This is a genomic window from Zobellella sp. DQSA1, from assembly GCF_041950555.1.
Classification (GTDB): domain Bacteria; phylum Pseudomonadota; class Gammaproteobacteria; order Enterobacterales; family Aeromonadaceae; genus Oceanimonas.
The window spans coordinates 2,500,544-2,518,146 of sequence record NZ_CP169531.1 but is presented as its reverse complement, the minus strand read 5'-3'; the positions used below and the strand labels follow the sequence as shown (position 1 = coordinate 2,518,146).

The window sequence follows — 17,603 nt, the reverse complement described above, 5'->3', positions numbered from 1 at the left end:
TTCAGCCTTCCTGCCGGAACTGCTCGAGGATCTGCCGGCCGCGCTCGCCGGTTTCCTTCAGCCAGCCGTCTATCGCGACCTGGGCGGCCTGTTGCAATGCCTGGCTGAAGTCGGCGGGCAGCTCCTCCCTGATGGTCACGCCGTGCTCGTTCAGGGTCCGGTAGTTGGCGGCCACCCGGGTGCGCACCTGTTGCCAGTTGTGGGCGTCGGTCTGGCGCGCGGCTTCCAGCAGGGCGGCCTGCTGTTCGGGCGTGAGCCGGTCGAACTCATCCCGGTTCATGTGCACCATGTTGAGCGGAATGGCGTACTGGATGGCGCTGTAGTGCCGCAGTTGCTCCCAGAAGCTGGCGTTGGCGCCGGCCTCGGCGGAGGTGAGCACGGCGCTGATGCCCCCGGTGGAAAGCTGGGGCACCACGTCGGCCCAGGACAGGTTCACCGGGGTGGCGCCGGCTTCCTTCAGGGTGAGGGTGCCGTTCTTGTCGTAGGTGCGGATCTTCAGGTTTTTCAGGCTGGCGGCGGAGGCCACCTCCTGCTTGGCCCAGATGCCGCTGGCCGGCCAGGGCGAGGCGTAAAGCAGGATCTGATCGTTGTCGGCGAACACCTGGTCGTAGTGGGGGCGGGCCAGGCGGTACAGCCGTTCGGCCTGGTCTTCGTCGCGCACCAGGAAGGGCAGGGAAGAGAGCGAGAAAATCGGGTCTATCCCCGCCAGGGTGCCGGCCAGGGTATCCGCCAGCTGGATGGCGTTGTCCGCCACCGCGTAGAAGTGATCCGCCGACTTGTAGCCCAGGGCGCCGCCGGTATGCAGGGTGATCACCACCTCGTCGTTGGTCAGCTCCTTCACCTTGTCGATGAAGTAGCTGTCGCCTTCGGCATGGATGGAGCCGTGGTTGTATTCGTTGGAAAAGTCCATCCGGGTGGCGGCGGCCCCCTGCAGCGGCAGCAGGGCGGCGAGGGAAAGGGCGAGAACGGAAAGGGTGTATTTCATGGCGGTGTCATCCCTGAGAGTGAGTTCCACCCGAGTATGGGAACTTGCCGCGAGCGGGAAAGGCGCAGAAACGACACCAAAATAGCCGACAGCGGCGTGGCCAAGCGGGCATTAACCCAGTCGTTACATAGGGCCGGGTTGTGTTACATCTTTATGCGGCAGGGTCGGGTACTGCTTGCTGTTATTGGGTTGGAGGCCCTTCAGGGTTGCTTGTCGAATACTTTTACTCCCTCGGGGATCTGGAACCAGTCCTGCTTCTGGCTTACCCACACATGGGCGCTGGGCTGGATCAGGCGGGTGTCGGCCAGGTTGGAGGGCTTGAGCTTGATGATGCCCGGTTCATCGGGATTGAAGTGGTAGAGGCGGTTGCCGCAGGCCGGGCAGAAGCTGGCGCCGTTGATATTGCCGCTCTCGGCCACCCGGCGCCATTCGGCCATTTCACCCTCGAATTGCACCGCCTCGGCGCGCACCACGGCGGTGATGCTGAAGGCGCTGGTAGAGAGCTTCTGGCACTCCTTGCAGTGGCAGGCCACCACCATCAGCGGCGGTTCTTTCAGTTCGTAGGTTACGCCGCCGCACTGGCAAGAGCCCTTGATGGGGTAGTTCATCGCAACGTCTCCGCATGGATTCTATAGGGAACGGGAAAGGGTGCTTTGAGAACCCGTTTTTATGATGCCCCATATGAAACCACAAGTGGGTCGACGCGGGAAGTATTTCTCCGCCGGGCCCGCAGCTGACGAAGCAGCTGGTCACGGTTACGCCGCTATACCAGACTGCCTCGGGAATAGAGGCAGCCGGTATTGTTCAGAACGTCATCACTTCCCCGTCGGCCGGTACCAGCACCCGGTCCTGCACGCCTTTTTCCTGCACGAAGCCTCTCAGTTCCTCGCGGCTCAGGGCGGCGTGGTTGACCGCGTCCATGTGCACCGCGACGACGGTGGCCCGGGGGGCCTGTTCGAGGGCGCGCAGGGTGTCTTGCTTGCCCATGATGATGGCGCCCTCGAAACCATCCACCCGGGCATCGCCGGTATTGAGCACGATGACGTCCGGGCGGTACCGGGCCAGGGCGTGCTGCACTTCCGGCCGCCAGATGGTGTCGCCCGCAAAATACAGGGTTTTGCCGTTATCGGCCCGCAGCACCACCCCCATGGCCTCGCCGAGCAGTTCGGCGAGGGGAGGCATGGCGTACATCTGGTCGGTGCCGTGCTGGCCGCCGGTCCTGCTCAGGGTGATGCCGTTGAACTCAGTGTGCTCACCGATCACACGCACGTCGGTGAAGCCCTGGGCGCGGATGGTGTCCGCATCCGCGTCATTCTGGACGAACAACGGCATGGTTTTCGGCAGCAGTGCCTGGGCCGCGTCGTCCCAGTGATCCAGGTGGGTGTGGGTGACGATGACGGCGTCCACATCCTCGATCACCGCCTGTGCCGGCATCGGCAGTTCGATCATCGGGTTGCGCAACTCGCTGCGATAGGTTCCCTCGAAGCCGGGGTAAGTGTCTTTTTGGGCCAGCATGGGATCGACCAGGAAGGTGGTGTCCCCGTAGGCGACCTTGGTGGTGGCGTTGCGGATATGTTGCAGCTGAAGCAGCGGTCCATCCGTTTCGGTGGCTGTGGTCGAACCGGCTTGAGCAACTGCAGTGCCCAGCGCCAGGATAAGGGAATGGACGAGGGTGTTGTTGTTCATGGTATTGCTCCTGAGAGGTTAAGCGACGGGAGCCATTATCGACGCCTTTGGCCACGCAAAAAAATTGACCTGTATGCCAATGATCGAAAAGATTGGGCCATGCTGTTAGGATGAGGCTCACACCATTTGCAGAGGTATCCCTATGTCCAGGCCCCTGGTCGCCCTTGTGCTCTATCCTCGCTTCAGCCCCTTCCATGTGTCGGTGCCTTACGCGATATTCGATTCGATGTTTCCGGGTAACCCATTGTTCGAGCTGAAAATCGTGTCTCCCGGCGGCCAGCCGCAGCAGGCCGAGCGGGCGATGACGATAGCGCCCGACGGCGGCCTCGACTTGCTGGAAACGGCGGATATCGTGGTGGTACCGGGATGGCACGATTTGAATGTGCCGCCGGAGCCGGCGTTGGCCGAGGCGCTGGTGCGTGCCCACACCAGGGGGGCCCGTGTGGTGGGGCTGTGCTACGGCGCCTATGTCCTGGCCTACGCGGGCCTGCTGGATGGTCGCAAGGCGGCGACCCACTGGATAGCCGAGCGGGACTTCGGCCGGCGCTTCCCCTCGGTGGCGCTCGACACCAACGCACTCTACGTGGAAGACGAGCGCCTGATCACCTCCGCCGGCACGGCCGCGGGGCTGGACTGCTGCCTGTACATAGTGCGCGCCTATTACGGTACCCGGATAGCCAACAAGGTTGCCCGCATCATGGTGGTGCCGCCGCACCGCGAGGGCGGGCAGGCCCAGTTTATCGAGCAGCCCGTCGCCTTTTCCACCCAGGACGCCCATATCAACCGCCTGCTCGACTACCTGCGGGAAAACCTGGCCCGGCCGCACGGCATCGACGAGCTGGCCGCCCGCACCGCCATGAGCCGCCGTACCTTCACCCGCCATTTCCACAAGGCCACCGGCATGAGCTTCGGCGAATGGCTGGTGAACGAGCGTCTGCAGCGCAGCCTTGAACTGCTGGAAAACCACGCTTTTTCGGTGGAAAAAATTGCGGAAATGGTGGGCTTTCATACTGCGACCTCATTCCGCCAGCACTTCCGGCAACGGTATAAGGTCAGCCCCAGGGCCTGGCGCAAAACATTTGGCGAAGTTGAAGAAAGCTGAGGCTTTCCGCTTTCCCGCCGGGCGGAGATTTTACGGATAGCGTTCTTCCATCAACGTGAATAAATAAAACCCCCATCGAAAACGAAGGGGGTTCCGTTGGTGAGTTTTCCTAAATAACTGATCCTAACAGTGCTACATCGACCGGGCCCCGCACGCAGACACGCCGTGAACCCATCCCTGGGGGCTCCGCCGCGCCATCCCTGGCGCGGAGGGGCTGCTTAGCAGAACCCGGTCGCTGCCGACAGTGATCTACTATTCGGAACAACTATTTAGTGGGCTCTTGGTGTTACTTGGCCCATGCCTGGGTCGTCAAAGACTCGGCCTCGCCGGTCCGGGCGGCTTCATCCGCACTCAGCCGGGGCGAGAACCAGCCCAGGTAGCCGTACATCATGCCGATCAGCGGCGACAGCCAGCAGGCGAAGGCCAGCGGTATGTACAGCAGGTTGATGGTGTTGCCTTCCGCGATGCCGAGCCCCAGGGCGGTGATCACCACGGCACCGCCGGCATTCCAGGGCACGAGCGGCGAAATCAGGGTGCCGCCTTCCTCGGTGGCACGCGACAGGTTGAGGGCCGAGTAGCCCTTGGCCTTGTAGGCCGGGGCGAACATGCGGCCGGGCAGGGCGATGGACAGGTAGGGGTCGCCGCCGATGACGTTGGTCATGGCCGAAGTGGCGATGGCCGAGGACTGCATGGCGCCGAAGCTGTTCGAGCGGGACAGGATTTTTTCCACTATCACCGCCAGGCAGCCGGTGCGCTCCAGCACGCCGCCGAAGGCCAGGGCCACCAGCATCAGGGTGATCACCCAGGTCATGGACTGAATGCCGCCGCGGTTGAGCAGGGCGTCTATCTCGCGTACGCCGGTGTCTATCCGGTAGCCGCTGAACATAAACTCGAAGGCCTGCTGCAGATGTACCCCCTGCATCAGCATGGCGGTGGCCAGGCCCAGCATGGCGCCGGCGAACAGGGTGGGCAGGGCGGGCATTTTCTTCAGTGCCAGCATCACGGTCACCGCCAGCGGCAGCAGCAGGGGCCAGGACAGGTTGAAATGCCGGTCCAGGCCGCCGATGATGTTGTTGATGCGGGCAAAGTCCACCGCCTGATCGCCGATCAGGCTGAATCCCGCCACCAGGTAGATGACCAGGGCGATCAGCATGGCGGGGATGGTGGTGGGCAGCATGTTGCGGATATGGGCGAATAGGTCCACCCCGGTCACGGCCGGCGCCAGGTTGGTGGTGTCCGACAGTGGCGACATCTTGTCGCCGAAAAAAGCGCCCGACACCACGGCGCCGGCGGTCCAGTACATGGGAATGTCGAAGCCGTTGCCGATGCCCATCAGCGCCAGGCCCACGGTGCCGGTGGTGCCCCAGGAGGTACCGAGTGATACCGACACCAGGGCGCAGATCAGCACGCTCGCAGCCAGGAACAGCTCGGGCGAGATCAGGCTCAGGCCCAGTTTGATCAGATAGGGCACGGTGCCGCTGGCAATCCAGATGCCGATGATCATGCCGACGATGATGAGGATCCCCACCGACTGCAGGCCCAGGCGGACCACGTGCATGATGCCGTCTTCCATGTCGGCCCAGCGGTAGCCACGCAGCCAGCCGATCAGGGCGGTCACGGCCACGCCGATGGCGAGCGGGATATGGGGGGTGAAGTTGTTGAAGTAAAACAGTTGTATACCCAGTACCGCAAAGGTCAGGGCGATGGGCAAGCAAGCCAGCCAGAAGCCGGGTTGTTGAGGCGCTCTCGTTGTCATCCTGGTTCTCTCCTTAGATCCTGCGCAGGTAGACCGGCGTTGTTGCCGGACCTGCATCGATTATCCCGAGGGATACTTCAGGCTAAGGGATGACTGTAAAGAGGCTTTGTGTCGACTGTGCGGAATTGTAAAAAATTGTACCCTTAACCCGCCAGTCTGGCCTGAACTGCCGCAAGCTCCGCCAGGGTCTGTGTCAACAGCAGAGCCAGTCTGGTTTTTTGTTCCTCCCGTATCGGCTGCCGGGCCTCTGCCTGCGATTCCATCTCGGTTAGCAGGGTGGCCAAGTCGTCAAAACCGAGCAGCTGGGCCGAGCCTCGCAGGCGGTGAGCCAGCTGCGCCAGCTCCAGGTGATCGCCGTCGGCGAGTTCGCGGCACAAGGCGGCGTGCTGCCGGGGCAGCTCCTCGGCAAAGCGGGCGAGCAGGGCCTGCAGTCGTGGCCGGCCCAGCATCCGCAGGTGTTCCTGCAACAGGGGGTGATCGAGTTCGGTAGGAACCGGCATGTCCGTGGCCAGCGCCAGGGCCTGATGCAACTGGTGCCATTGTATCGGCTTGGCCACCACCGCTTTCAGCCCTGCCGCCAGGTAACGGCTTATGTCCTCCGGAGTGACGCTGGCGGTCAGGGCCACCACCGGGGTATCCCGGTTCAGTCCCCGCTGCTGTTCCTGAATGCGGCGCCGGGTCTCCAGGCCATCCATACCGGGCAGGTGCATGTCCATCAGGATCAGGTCAAAGGCCTGTTGTGCCGCCATGGAGAGAGCCTGTTCACCGCTGGCGGCGAGGCAGACCAGGTGGCCCTGCTGTTCGAGCAGGGCACCGATGATCTCCTGGTTGAGAACCACGTCTTCCACCAGCAGCAGGCTCAGGCTGGGCAGGGGAACAAGGGCGGGGAGGTCGGCGGCCGATGCCTGCCCGCTGCCGTTCAGCGGCAGCGAAAACCAGAACCGGCTGCCCTGGCCCGGCCGGCTTTCCACCCTTATCCGGCCGCCACCCATGGCGTTCACCAGTCGATCGGAGATGGCCAACCCCAGGCCGGTGCCGCCATAACGCCGGGTGATGTTTTCATCGGCCTGGGTAAAGTGCAGGAAGATCCGCCGCTGTTGCTCGGGCGCAATACCGATACCGTTGTCCTCCACGCTGAACTGCCAGCGTCCGTCCTGCCGGTTGACCCGCACCGTCACCCATCCCCCTTCATCGGTAAACTTGATGGCATTGGACAGCAGGTTGATCAGCACCTGACGCAGCCGGTTGGCGTGCCCCAGCAGCCGGGTCGATGGTGGTGTACTGTTTTCCAGTCGCAGTGTTATCCCTTTGGCATCGGCATAGCCCTGCATCATGGCCAGGGTGCTGTCGAGCAACTCGCTCAAGACAAAGGGGGAGGCTTCTTCGGACAATTGCCCCTGCTCCAGGGCGGCGAAGTCGAGCACGTCGTTCAGCAGCATCAGCAGATGCTCGGCCGACTGCTGGAGGGTGTCCAGCCGGTGCTGCTCGGGGCCGCCGGCGAGTTCCGGCCGCAGCAGGGTGATGGTGCCCAGTATGCCGTTCATGGGGGTGCGCAATTCGTGGGTCATGTTGGCGATGAACCGGGTCTTGGCCCGGTCGGCCGCCTCCGCCGCTTCCTTGGCCTGGCGCAGGCGCCGGGTACGCTTGTCCACCAGGGCTTCCAGCCTGGCCTTGTCCAACTGCAGTTCGTTCTGGCGTTGTTCCCGGTGTTGTCTGTCCTGCTCGACCGACTGGCGCAGGGTATTGATGGCGCGCACCAGGGTATCCAGTTCGTCCTGCTGCCGGCGGGGCTTGCGGTTCATTTGCAATGCCTGGCTCCACTGTCCCTGGCCCAATCGTTCCACATGGTGGGCCATTCGCTCCAGGTGGCGGGTGACCAGGCGCTGGAACAGCAGCATCAGGCTGAGGGCGATGGCCAATACCGTGAGGCTGTGGCCGAGCAGGGCCGACAGGGCATTCTGTGCGAGCTGCCTGCGAATACTGGACTGACTGAACTCCAGCTCGAGCCGGCCTACGTGCTGCGGCCCCAACACCGGGCTGGGGTAGATCAGCTCGAAGGCATGATGATAGGGTTCGCTCTCGTCGGCCTCGGTCCGGGCCAGGACCAGTGGGGCTTCCCGAGCATCGGTGGTCACGGTGAGCCGGGCCATATGGGGCATGTCGAGCATGCTTTTAAGCTGCAACCTGGCCTGGGGCAGGTTTAGATCCCACAGGCTCTGGGTCAGTCCTTCCAGGTAACTCTGTTCGATAAGGGACAGTCGCTCCACCATCTGCTGCCTGGCCTGGCGGTAATCGAGGGACAACTGGATAGCGGTGGAGATCAGGGAAAATATCAGGCTGAACCCCAGGACCAACAGGAACAGGCGAAAGCCGAGAGGATGCCGGCGTCGATAGCGGGGCAGCAGGGTAAGCAGGCTGTGCATCTCAGGGGCCGTCCAGGTAGCGACGTTCGTAATAGCGGGTGATATGGCTGATGTACTTGTCGTCGGTCAACTGGCGCAACCGCTCCGACAGCATAGGCAGCAGCGGCTCCAGCCTGGATCCCCTGGGCAGGGCCAGGTGGTAGTGTTCCACGGTCAGGACCTGCTCCAGGGGAAATACCCGTTCGGTGAGGTTCTGTTTCCGGGCCTGCAATAGGCCGGTAGAGAGCCCGATGGGCATGTAGTCGATGCGACCCTGGGTCAGTTTATGAAAGTTCTGTTCGCCGGTGGAGACGCGCTCCACATGAGGGTGCAGCGCCATCAGTCGGTCGAATTCGTCACCGAAGCTGTCGCCGAACAACAACCCCAGGGTTTTGCCGGTCAGTGCGAGTGCCATGCCCGATGGCGTTGTATTGCCGGTGTGAGTAAAGAGCACCACGGGATCGGCGATGATGGGAGTATCGCTGAACAGAAAAGCCTGCTCCCGCTGGCGGGTTTTGTAGGCAGCCACGATAAGGTCGACCTTGCCCTGCCGGGCAGCCAGTTGGCAGCGCTCCCAGTTGCCGAAGATGCGGGTGTCGAGGCGGTAGCCGAACTCGCTCAGGAGCCGCTGGGCCAGATGAGGAGCAATGCCGGTAAGCCGGCCTTGCTCGGCCCAGGACAGGGGCGGATACATGGGATGGCCACAGGCTACCAGTGTCTTGGCCGGTGCGGGCAGGGCCAGCAGCAATCCCAGCAGCAAAAAGCCGATGCTCAGTGGCACGGCACCGGCCTGGGGGTGAACACGTAGCCTGTACCGTACACGGTGAGAATGGTTTTGGGGTGAGCCGGATTGTCCCCGAGCTTGCGTCTGAGCCGGCCGACCAGCACGTCCACCGTCCTGTCGTTGGGGGCCCATTCCCGGTTTTTAATCTGATCCAGCAACTGATCCCGGGACAGGGTCTGGCCCGAATGGCGGAGAAAGGCGCAAAGCAGCTGATATTCGCCGTGGGTAAGGGCTGTTTGCTGATCGTCCCCGTCGATCAGCACCCGGCGGTCCAGATCGAAGCGCCAGTCGTCGAATTGGCGTACATTGCCCATGGGTGCCGCGGATTGACTGATGGTGGCAGAACGAACACGACGCGCCAGGTTCTTGGCACGGGCCAGCAGTTCCCGGGGACTGAAGGGCTTGGATACGTACTCGTCGGCACCGCATTCGAGGCCGATGATGCGTTCTATTTCGTCCTGCCGGCTGGTCACCAGTATGATGCCGATCTCGGAGTTGGCCCTGATTTCGCGGGTCAGGGTGAGGCCGTCTTTTCCGGGTAGCCGGATATCGAGCAGAACCAGATCGATTCGTTCATCTTGCAGTATTTTTTCGGCCTGTTCGGCGCACTCTGTTGAATAAACGCGGTATTGTTCTTCCTTAAAATAATCAACGAGGCAGTCCCTCGTAATATCGTCATCTTCAACAATCAAGATGCTGATGTCCATATCGTGCTCACCTTCAGGTCAATCGCGTACCGGGCGTCCGCTGGCCGGCAACTTCTAACACCGCCCGGTCAATCTTGTCAACGACGGTCTGGTTGCTGCAGATGCGCACAAATCAACACATGTGATTACATTTTTTTACAACCTGGATTGTTCATCCCTTGCGTAACTGCCTGGCCTGGCTGGGGGAGACACCGAAGAAGTCCTTGAAGCAGTGGCTGAAATGGGTGGAGCTGACGAAGCCGCAGGCCACGGCGATATTGGAGATGCTGGCGTCGCTTTGCAGCAACAGGCGACGGGCGTGGGTGATGCGCAGCTCCAGGTAGTAGCGGGAAGGAGTGGTTTCCAGGTGGCTCTGGAACAGTCGCTCGATGCGCCGGCGCGACAGGCCCACGTAGGCGGCCAGCTCCTCGATGCCCAGCGGCTCTTCGATATTGTTGTTCATCAGGTGCAGCAGGTTGCGCAGGGGCTCGGGCAGGCTGGGGTCGTTTTCCGCCAGGGTGAGCCGGGTTTCGTTGCTGTCGGCGATGCGGTCGCTGCTCAGTATTTCGCGGATGGCACGCACCGTGTCCTTGCCGTGCAGCCGTTCAATCAGCACCAGCATCATCTCCAGGGCGCTGCTGGGGCCGGCGCTGGTCAGCACCCGTTCGGTGACCACCATGACCTGGTGCGACACCTGCACCAGGGGGAAACGCTCCCGGGCGAAGGTGTGGTTGTCCGGATGGATGGCGCAGGGCAGGCGGTTGAGCAGGCCGGCGTGAGCCAGGGCCACGGCGCCGTTCCACAGGCCGCCCAGCACCTTCCGGCGTTTGGCGGCGGCTTTCAGTTTGTGGCTGAGCGGCGCCTGTTCGTTCAGATCGCAGCGAAAGCCGCCGCATACGATCACCACGTCCGGTGTTTCTTCCCCTTCCAGTTGCAGCTGCGCCAGGGTGGCGTTGGCGGAGATGTCGATGGCCAGATCGCTGCGCACCGTGGTGTCGGCCAGGCCGTAAGTCGCAAAGTCGAACAGCGGGGTGGCCTGTACCAGGTTGGCGGTGACCAGGGCGTCCACCGCAGCGGTGAAGGCCATCATCGAAAAATGGGGCAGCAGTACAAAGCCCACCCGGGTCGGCCGCCCCTCTTGCCGGCGGGCCGGGAGGAAGGCGCTGTTGGTGTCGCGCAGGCGGTGGCTGAAAAGGCGTTTTTCACTCACAGGGGACATGATATCTGTTAACGGGTCCGCAAGGGTTAGTTGCGTGACGGTGACAACCTGGTTGGGATAGTACTCCGCCGGGCCTGGGTTTGCATCCTTTTGGGAACCGTTGCCGCTTAGGTCACGCCGTGGTAACGGCGGCGGCGGTGACGCGCGAATAAATTCGCGCCTGCGGCGGGTGTGATTTTCTTTGTCTTGATCCTTTAATTACCTGTTTCCGACCTGTTAACGGTGTACGCCTCAACGCCGGCGGCCGCGGCCTTCGGCGGTCTCCGGTTTGTCCGCTGGCGCCATCCTTGTCGCAAATACGCAGCTTTAGGCCGCAGCCAGTCATCCCTGCCCGCCGGGCCGCCAGTAGTATGCAAGTCAAAGCAGAACCCGGCAGCCCGCCAAGAGGCGGTGCCGAAGGGATGGATAACGTCAGGCTGGGGGAGGCCCGAGCCGAGCAAGGAGGTCACAAGATGTTCAGCAAACACACCCGCATTCAGGATATGGACCCGGCACTGTGGGCCGCCATGGAAGAGGAAGCCGCCCGCCAGGAGCAGCATATCGAGCTGATTGCCTCTGAGAACTATACCAGCCCGGCGGTGATGGAAGCCCAGGGGTCGGTGCTCACCAACAAGTATGCGGAAGGCTACCCCGGTAAGCGCTACTACGGCGGTTGCGAGGCGGTGGACAAGGTGGAGCAGCTGGCCATCGACCGTGCCAAGGAGCTGTTCGGCGCCGACTACGCCAACGTTCAGCCCCATTCCGGCTCCCAGGCCAACGCCGCCGTCTACATGGCCCTGTGCGCTCCCGGCGACACCGTGCTCGGCATGAGTCTGGCCCACGGCGGCCACCTGACCCACGGCGCCAAGGTCAGCTTTTCCGGCAAGATCTACCACGCGGTGCAATACGGCCTGAACGAGGCTACCGGTGAGGTGGATTACGACCAGGTCGAAGCCCTGGCCCTGGAGCACGAGCCCAAGATGATCGTGGCCGGTTTCTCCGCCTATTCCCGGGTGATGGACTGGGCCCGCTTCCGCGCCATTGCCGACAAGGTGGGTGCCTACCTGTTCGTGGACATGGCCCACGTGGCCGGGCTGGTGGCTGCGGGCTGCTATCCCAACCCGTTGCCTTATGCGGACGTGGTCACCACCACCACCCACAAGACCCTGCGTGGTCCCCGTGGCGGCCTGATCCTGGCCAAGTCCAACCCGGAGATCGAGAAAAAACTGAACGCCGCCGTTTTCCCCGGTGGCCAGGGCGGCCCGCTGATGCACGCCATTGCCGCCAAGGCGGTGGCCTTTGCCGAAGCGCTCACCCCGGAATTCCGTGAATATCAGCAGGCGGTGGTGGATAACGCCCGCGCCATGGTGGAGGTATTCAAGGGCCGCGGTTTCGATGTGGTGTCGAACGGTACCGACAATCACCTGTTCCTGCTCGACCTGTCCGCCAAGGGCATCACCGGCAAGGATGCGGATCGGGTACTGGGCCAGGCGAACATCACCGTCAACAAGAACGCGGTGCCGAACGATCCCCAGCCACCCTTCGTCACATCGGGCCTGCGCATCGGCACCCCGGCGGTGACCAGCCGCGGCTTCAAGGTGGAGCACTGCCGTCAGCTGGCGGGCTGGATCTGCGACATTCTCGACCATATGGACGACCCGGAAGTGATTATCGCGGTGAAGGATCAGGTGGCCAGCCTGTGTAACTACTTCCCGGTATATCGCTGATTGCTGATGGCCCAGGCTGCGGACTCCGAGCAGTCCGGACACTGACTTAAAGATAACAGGTGATACTATGCAAAAATATTCCGGGTTCGGGCTCCTCAAGCATGCCCTGAGCCATCACGAGAACTGGCAGAAGGTGTGGCGCAATCCCACTCCCAAACAGGAAGGCTACGAAGTGGTGATCGTCGGCGGCGGCGGCCACGGCCTGGCCACCGCCTACTACCTGGCCAAGGAGCACGGCATCACCAACGTGGCGGTGATCGAGAAAGGCTATCTCGGCGGCGGCAACACCGCCCGCAACACCACCATAGTGCGTTCCAACTACCTGTGGGACGAGGCCGCCTGGCTTTATGAGCACTCCATGAAGCTGTGGGAAGGTCTGGCCCAGGATCTTAACTACAACCTGATGTTCAGCCAGCGTGGCGTGCTCAACCTGGGCCACACCCTGCAGGACATGCGCGACATCGAGCGCCGGGTCAATGCCAACCGGCTGAACGGCATCGACGGTGAAGTGCTCAACACCAAGCAGGTGCAGGAGCTGGTGCCGATCCTGGATTGTTCCAAGAACGCCCGCTATCCGGTGCTGGGCGCCTCCTGGCAGCCGCGCGGCGGCACCGCCCGTCACGATGCCGTGGCCTGGGGCTTTGCCCGCGCCGCCGATGCCATGGGCGTGCACCTGATCCAGCAGACCGAAGTCACCGGCATCCGCCGGGAGAACGGCGCCGTGGTGGGGGTGGAAACCAACCGTGGCTTTATCAAGGCGCGCAAGGTGGCCTGTGTGACCGCCGGCAACTCCGGGGTCATGGCCAATATGGTGGGCATGAAGCTGCCGCTCGAATCTCACCCGCTGCAGGCCATGGTGTCCGAGCCGGTCAAGCCTATTCTTGACACCGTGGTGATGTCCAACCACGTGCACGGCTATGTGTCCCAGTCCGACAAGGGTGACCTGGTGATCGGCGCCGGTATCGACAGTTACCTGGGCTACGGTCAGCGCGGCTCCTTTCCGGTGGTGGAACACACCATGGCGGCGATCGTGGAGATGTTCCCCATCTTCAGCCGGGTACGCCTCAACCGTACCTGGGGCGGTATCGTCGACACCTGTCCCGACGCCTGCCCGATCATTTCCAAGACCCATATCAAGGGGCTGTATTTCAACTGCGGCTGGGGCACCGGCGGCTTCAAGGCCACCCCGGGCTCGGGCAATGTGTTCGCTCATACCATCGCCCATGACGAACCGCACCCCCTGGCCAAACCGTTCTGTGTGGACCGCTTTACCAGCGGCCACCTGATCGACGAGCACGGCGCTGCCGGCGTAGCCCACTGAGGAGAGAGCCGATGTTACATATTTACTGCCCGCACTGTGGCGAATATCGCGAAGAAGAAGAGTTCCACTACGCCGGCGAGGCCCATATCGCCCGTCCGGTGGATCCGGACGCCCTCAGCGACGAGGAATGGGCCCAGTACCTGTTTATGCGCAAGAACCCGCGCGGCCTGCATCGGGAGATGTGGTACCACGCCGCCGGCTGCCGCAAGTTCTTCAACGTGGCCCGGCACACAGTGACCTATGAAATCGAGGAAACCTACAAGGTTGGCGAGCAAGGAGGCCAGTCATGAGCCAGCAACACCGCATTCAGGGCAAAGGCCGGGTGGACCGCAGCAAGCCACTCAGCTTTATCTTCAACGGCAAACGCTACCAGGGTTATGCGGGCGATACCATCGCCTCGGCGCTGCTGGCCAACGGAGTGGACGTGGTCGGCCGCTCCTTCAAGTACGCCCGTCCGCGCGGCATCATGGCCGCCGGGGCGGAAGAGCCGAACTGCATCCTGCAGGTGGGCGGCAGTGAAGCCACCATGATCCCCAACATCCGCGGCACCCAGGCCGAATTGTACGACGGCCTCACCGCCGCCAGCACCAACGGCTGGCCGAGCGTCGACAAGGATCTGATGGGCGTGATGGGCAAGCTTGGCGGCAGCATGATGCCTCCCGGCTTCTACTACAAGACCTTTATGTATCCCCAGTCCATGTGGCCCAAGTACGAGCACTTGATCCGCAAGGCCGCCGGCCTGGGCCGGGTGCCGCAGGAGCGTGATCCGGACAGCTACGACAAGCTCAACCACCATTGCGACGTGCTGGTGGTGGGCGGTGGCGCCGCCGGCCTGGCCGCGGCCCTGGCCGCCGGTCGCCGTGGCGCCCGGGTCATACTGGTGGACGAGCAAAATGAATTCGGTGGCCACCTGCTGCACAGCACCCAGCCCATCAATGGCCAGGCGCCGGGCCACTGGGTGGCGGCGGCGGTGAAGGAGCTGAGCAAGCTGCCCGACGTGACCCTGCTGCCGCGCAGCACTGCCACCGGCTATTACGATCAGAACTTCGTGTCCGTGCTGGAGCGGCGCACCGATCACCTGGGCGAACGGGTGAGCGGCAAGACCCGCCAGCGGCTGCACCGCATCCGCGCCAAGCGGGTGGTGCTGGCCACCGGCGCCCACGAACGCCCCCTGGTGTTCGGCAACAACGATCTGCCCGGCTGCTACGTGGCCGGTGCCATCTCCACCTACGTCAACCGTTACGGTGTGGTGCCGGGCCAACGCCTGGTGCTGATGACCTGCAACGATCACGGCTACCAGGCCGCACTCGACTGGCTGGACGCCGGCCGCGAGCTGGTGGCGGTGGTGGACAGCCGCCACCAGCCCGACGGTGCCCGCTACCAGCAGCTCAAGGCGCGCGGTGTGAAAGTCTACACCGGCCACGGCCTGATCGAAGCCACCGGCAAGAAACGGGTGAGCGGTGCCAAGGTGGCTCCGCTGTCCAGTGACGGTAGCAAGGTCACAGGCCCAGCCGAAGCCCTTGCCTGCGACACCATTGCCAGCTCCGGCGGCTGGAGCCCGGTGGTGCACCTGACTGCCCACACCGGCTCCCGCCCGGTATGGAATGACGATATCATTGGCTTCGTGCCCGGCGACACCGTGCAGAAGCAACTGTTGGCCGGCGGGGTGCAGGGCACCTATGGCCTCTCTAGGGTACTGTCCGAAGGGCTGGAGGCCGGTCGCGCCGCCGCCGAGGCCACCGGCTACGGCGAAATCGCCGCCCAGGTGGTAGACGCCGAGCTCAATACGGTCGATCCGCGGGAAGACAAGGCCCAGGCGCTGTTCCTGGTGCCCCACGACAAACCGGTGAGCCGCGCGCCCAAGCAGTTCGTGGATTACCAGAATGACGTGACCGCCGCCGGCATCGAGCTGGCCGTGCGCGAGGGCTTCGAGTCCATCGAGCACATCAAGCGCTATACCGCCATGGGCTTCGGCACCGATCAGGGCAAGCTCGGCAACATCAACGGCATGGCCATCGCCGCCAGGGCCATGGGCAAGTCGATCCCCGAGACCGGCACCACCGTGTTCCGCCCCAACTACACCCCGGTGACCATGGGTGCCCTGGCCGGGCGCGATGCCGGCCAGTTGTTCGACCCGGCCCGCTTCAGCGCCATGCACGCCTGGCATGTGAAGCACGGTGCCGAGTTCGAGGATGTGGGCCAGTGGAAGCGCCCCTGGTACTTCCCCCAGCCGGGTGAAGATCTGCACCAGGCGGTGAACCGGGAATGCGTGGCGACCCGCACCAGCGTGGGCATCCTCGATGCGTCCACCCTGGGCAAGATCGACATCCAGGGCCCGGACGCCCGGGAATTCCTGTCGCGCATCTACACCAATGCCTGGGCCAAGCTCAACCCCGGCAGCTGCCGTTATGGCCTGATGTGCAAGGAAGACGGCATGGTGTTCGACGACGGCGTCACTTCCTGCATCGACGATCAGCACTTCATCATGACCACCACCACCGGTGGTGCCGCCGGGGTGCTGCAATGGCTGGAGCTGTGGCACCAGACCGAATGGCCGGAGCTGGAGGTGTACTTCACTTCCGTCACCGACCACTGGGCCACCATGACGGTGTCCGGCCCGAACAGCCGCAAGGTGCTGGAAAAAGTGGTGGAAGGCGTGGATCTGTCCGGCGAGGCCTTCCCCTTTATGACCTGGCAGAATGCCACCATCGCCGGGGTGAGCGGACGCATCTTCCGCATCTCCTTCACCGGCGAGCTGAGCTTCGAGGTGAACGTGCAGGCCAACTACGGACTGCACGTGTGGGAGGCGCTGATGGCGGCGGGGGCCGAGTTCAACATCACCCCCTATGGTACCGAGACCATGCACGTGCTGCGGGCCGAGAAGGGCTTCATCATCGTCGGTCAGGATACGGACGGATCCGTGACCCCTTACGATCTGGGCATGGACTGGTGTGTGGGCAAGACCAAGCCCTTCCCCTTCATCGGCAAGCGCTCCTGGTCGCGTAGCGACACCGCGCGTACCGATCGCAAGCAGCTGGTGGGCCTGAAGTGCAAGCAGCCGCAAGCGGTGATCCCGGAAGGGGCGCAAATTGTGCTGGATCCCAAGCACCCGGTGCCGGTGCCCATGGTCGGCCATGTGACCTCCAGCTACTACAGCGCCAACCTGGGCTACAGCATTGCCATGGGTGTGGTGAAAGGCGGCCTGAGCCGCATGGGTGAAACCGTGTTCTTCCCCCTGGCCGACGGCCGGGTGCTGGAAGCCGAGATCACCAGTCCCGTTTTCTATGATCCCAAAGGAGAGCGTCAGCATGTCTAACGTCACCACCAAACTGGCCGAGGCACAGACCCGGGTGCGGGTGGAATCCCCGCTCTATCACGCCAACCTGCCGGCCCTGGCGGCCGAGCGGCAGCAGGGGGAGGTGGTGCTGCGCGAAAAGGCACTGCTGGGTCACCTGGTGTTGCGCGGCAATGCCGGCAACGAGCTGTTCGCCAAAACCGTGGAGCGGGTGCTGGGGGTGGCACTGCCCACCCAGGCCTGCAGCTCGGCGGAGACCGACCGGGTGCTGGTGCAGCGGCTGGCGCCGGACGAGTGGCTGATCATCGTGGAAGGCGGCCGGGAAGGGCAGCTCGAGGCGGAGCTGCGGGAACATCTCTCCGGCCATTACGCCATCACGGACGTGAGCGGTGGCCAGACGGTGCTGGAGCTGTCTGGTCCCAAGGCGGAGCTGGTGGTGCGCAAGTCCTGTCCCTACGACGTGCATCCCTCCAACTTCCCTACCGGCAAGTGCGTGGGCACGGTGTTCGCCAAAAGCACCGTGCTGCTGCGCCGCACCGGGGCGGAGAGCTTCGAGCTGGTGGTCCGGCGCAGCTTCGCCGACTACCTCTGGCTCTGGCTGCAGGACACCAGCCGCGAATACGGACTGGTTATCAGTCGGTAAGGACGGCGCCGCGGTTTT

Annotated in this window: 14 protein-coding genes; 6 read left to right on the top strand and 8 right to left on the bottom strand. The window is 63.4% G+C overall.

Annotated features, from left to right (window positions below; all coding sequences use genetic code 11):
* Nucleotide 1: 1 nt before the first annotated feature.
* The 3 genes from ACEVBK_RS12195 to ACEVBK_RS12185 all read right to left on the bottom strand — a co-directional run bounded on the left by ACEVBK_RS12195 (nucleotide 2) and on the right by ACEVBK_RS12185 (nucleotide 2,671).
* On the bottom strand, nucleotides 2-985 hold the full coding sequence (locus ACEVBK_RS12195; protein WP_375055213.1) for a TRAP transporter substrate-binding protein: 984 nt from the start codon (nucleotides 983-985) through the stop codon (nucleotides 2-4).
* A gap of 200 nt (nucleotides 986-1,185) precedes the next feature.
* On the bottom strand, nucleotides 1,186-1,593 hold the full coding sequence (locus ACEVBK_RS12190; protein ID WP_375055212.1) for a GFA family protein: 408 nt from the start codon (nucleotides 1,591-1,593) through the stop codon (nucleotides 1,186-1,188).
* A 196-nt stretch (nucleotides 1,594-1,789) separates the two neighbouring features.
* Nucleotides 1,790-2,671 (bottom strand): MBL fold metallo-hydrolase, encoded by an 882-nt coding sequence (locus ACEVBK_RS12185; RefSeq protein WP_375055211.1) that lies wholly within the window; start codon nucleotides 2,669-2,671, stop codon nucleotides 1,790-1,792.
* Nucleotides 2,672-2,813: 142 nt separating this feature from the next.
* Between ACEVBK_RS12185 and ACEVBK_RS12180 the strand changes: the two genes are divergently transcribed.
* Complete coding sequence (locus ACEVBK_RS12180; protein WP_375055210.1) at nucleotides 2,814-3,773, top strand: GlxA family transcriptional regulator; 960 nt, start codon at nucleotides 2,814-2,816, stop codon at nucleotides 3,771-3,773.
* 286 nt (nucleotides 3,774-4,059) lie between these two features.
* Here the strand turns inward: ACEVBK_RS12180 and nhaC are convergent, their stop codons facing one another.
* The 5 genes from nhaC to ACEVBK_RS12155 all read right to left on the bottom strand — a co-directional run bounded on the left by nhaC (nucleotide 4,060) and on the right by ACEVBK_RS12155 (nucleotide 10,620).
* The gene (nhaC, locus tag ACEVBK_RS12175; protein ID WP_375055209.1) at nucleotides 4,060-5,529 is read right to left on the bottom strand and encodes a Na+/H+ antiporter NhaC; all 1,470 of its coding nucleotides are present in this window, start codon (nucleotides 5,527-5,529) and stop codon (nucleotides 4,060-4,062) included.
* Nucleotides 5,530-5,672: 143 nt separating this feature from the next.
* Nucleotides 5,673-7,952: an ATP-binding protein gene (locus ACEVBK_RS12170; protein ID WP_375055208.1), complete on the bottom strand. Its 2,280-nt coding sequence runs from the start codon at nucleotides 7,950-7,952 to the stop codon at nucleotides 5,673-5,675.
* A gap of 1 nt (nucleotide 7,953) precedes the next feature.
* The gene (locus tag ACEVBK_RS12165; RefSeq protein ID WP_375055207.1) at nucleotides 7,954-8,712 is read right to left on the bottom strand and encodes a substrate-binding periplasmic protein; all 759 of its coding nucleotides are present in this window, start codon (nucleotides 8,710-8,712) and stop codon (nucleotides 7,954-7,956) included.
* Complete coding sequence (locus ACEVBK_RS12160; protein WP_375055206.1) at nucleotides 8,703-9,422, bottom strand: response regulator; 720 nt, start codon at nucleotides 9,420-9,422, stop codon at nucleotides 8,703-8,705. The genes ACEVBK_RS12165 and ACEVBK_RS12160 overlap by 10 nt, the downstream gene beginning before the upstream one ends.
* Nucleotides 9,423-9,573: 151 nt before the next feature.
* A complete protein-coding gene (locus ACEVBK_RS12155) occupies nucleotides 9,574-10,620 on the bottom strand; it encodes a GlxA family transcriptional regulator (protein WP_375055205.1) in 1,047 nt (348 codons plus the stop codon).
* Between the two features lie 452 nt (nucleotides 10,621-11,072).
* Here ACEVBK_RS12155 and glyA point away from each other — a divergent pair, with 452 nt between their 5' ends.
* The 5 genes from glyA to ACEVBK_RS12130 all read left to right on the top strand — a co-directional run bounded on the left by glyA (nucleotide 11,073) and on the right by ACEVBK_RS12130 (nucleotide 17,585).
* Nucleotides 11,073-12,326 (top strand): serine hydroxymethyltransferase, encoded by a 1,254-nt coding sequence (glyA, locus tag ACEVBK_RS12150; RefSeq protein ID WP_375055204.1) that lies wholly within the window; start codon nucleotides 11,073-11,075, stop codon nucleotides 12,324-12,326.
* A 67-nt stretch (nucleotides 12,327-12,393) separates the two neighbouring features.
* Nucleotides 12,394-13,647 (top strand): sarcosine oxidase subunit beta family protein, encoded by a 1,254-nt coding sequence (locus tag ACEVBK_RS12145; protein ID WP_375055203.1) that lies wholly within the window; start codon nucleotides 12,394-12,396, stop codon nucleotides 13,645-13,647.
* 11 nt (nucleotides 13,648-13,658) lie between these two features.
* Nucleotides 13,659-13,937: a sarcosine oxidase subunit delta gene (locus ACEVBK_RS12140; protein WP_375055202.1), complete on the top strand. Its 279-nt coding sequence runs from the start codon at nucleotides 13,659-13,661 to the stop codon at nucleotides 13,935-13,937.
* Entirely contained in the window at nucleotides 13,934-16,963 is a 3,030-nt protein-coding gene (locus tag ACEVBK_RS12135; protein ID WP_375055201.1) for a sarcosine oxidase subunit alpha, read from the top strand. Before ACEVBK_RS12140 ends, ACEVBK_RS12135 begins: the two co-directional genes overlap by 4 nt.
* On the top strand, nucleotides 16,956-17,585 hold the full coding sequence (locus tag ACEVBK_RS12130; protein WP_375055200.1) for a sarcosine oxidase subunit gamma: 630 nt from the start codon (nucleotides 16,956-16,958) through the stop codon (nucleotides 17,583-17,585). The genes ACEVBK_RS12135 and ACEVBK_RS12130 overlap by 8 nt, the downstream gene beginning before the upstream one ends.
* The last annotated feature ends 18 nt before the right edge of the window (nucleotides 17,586-17,603 follow it).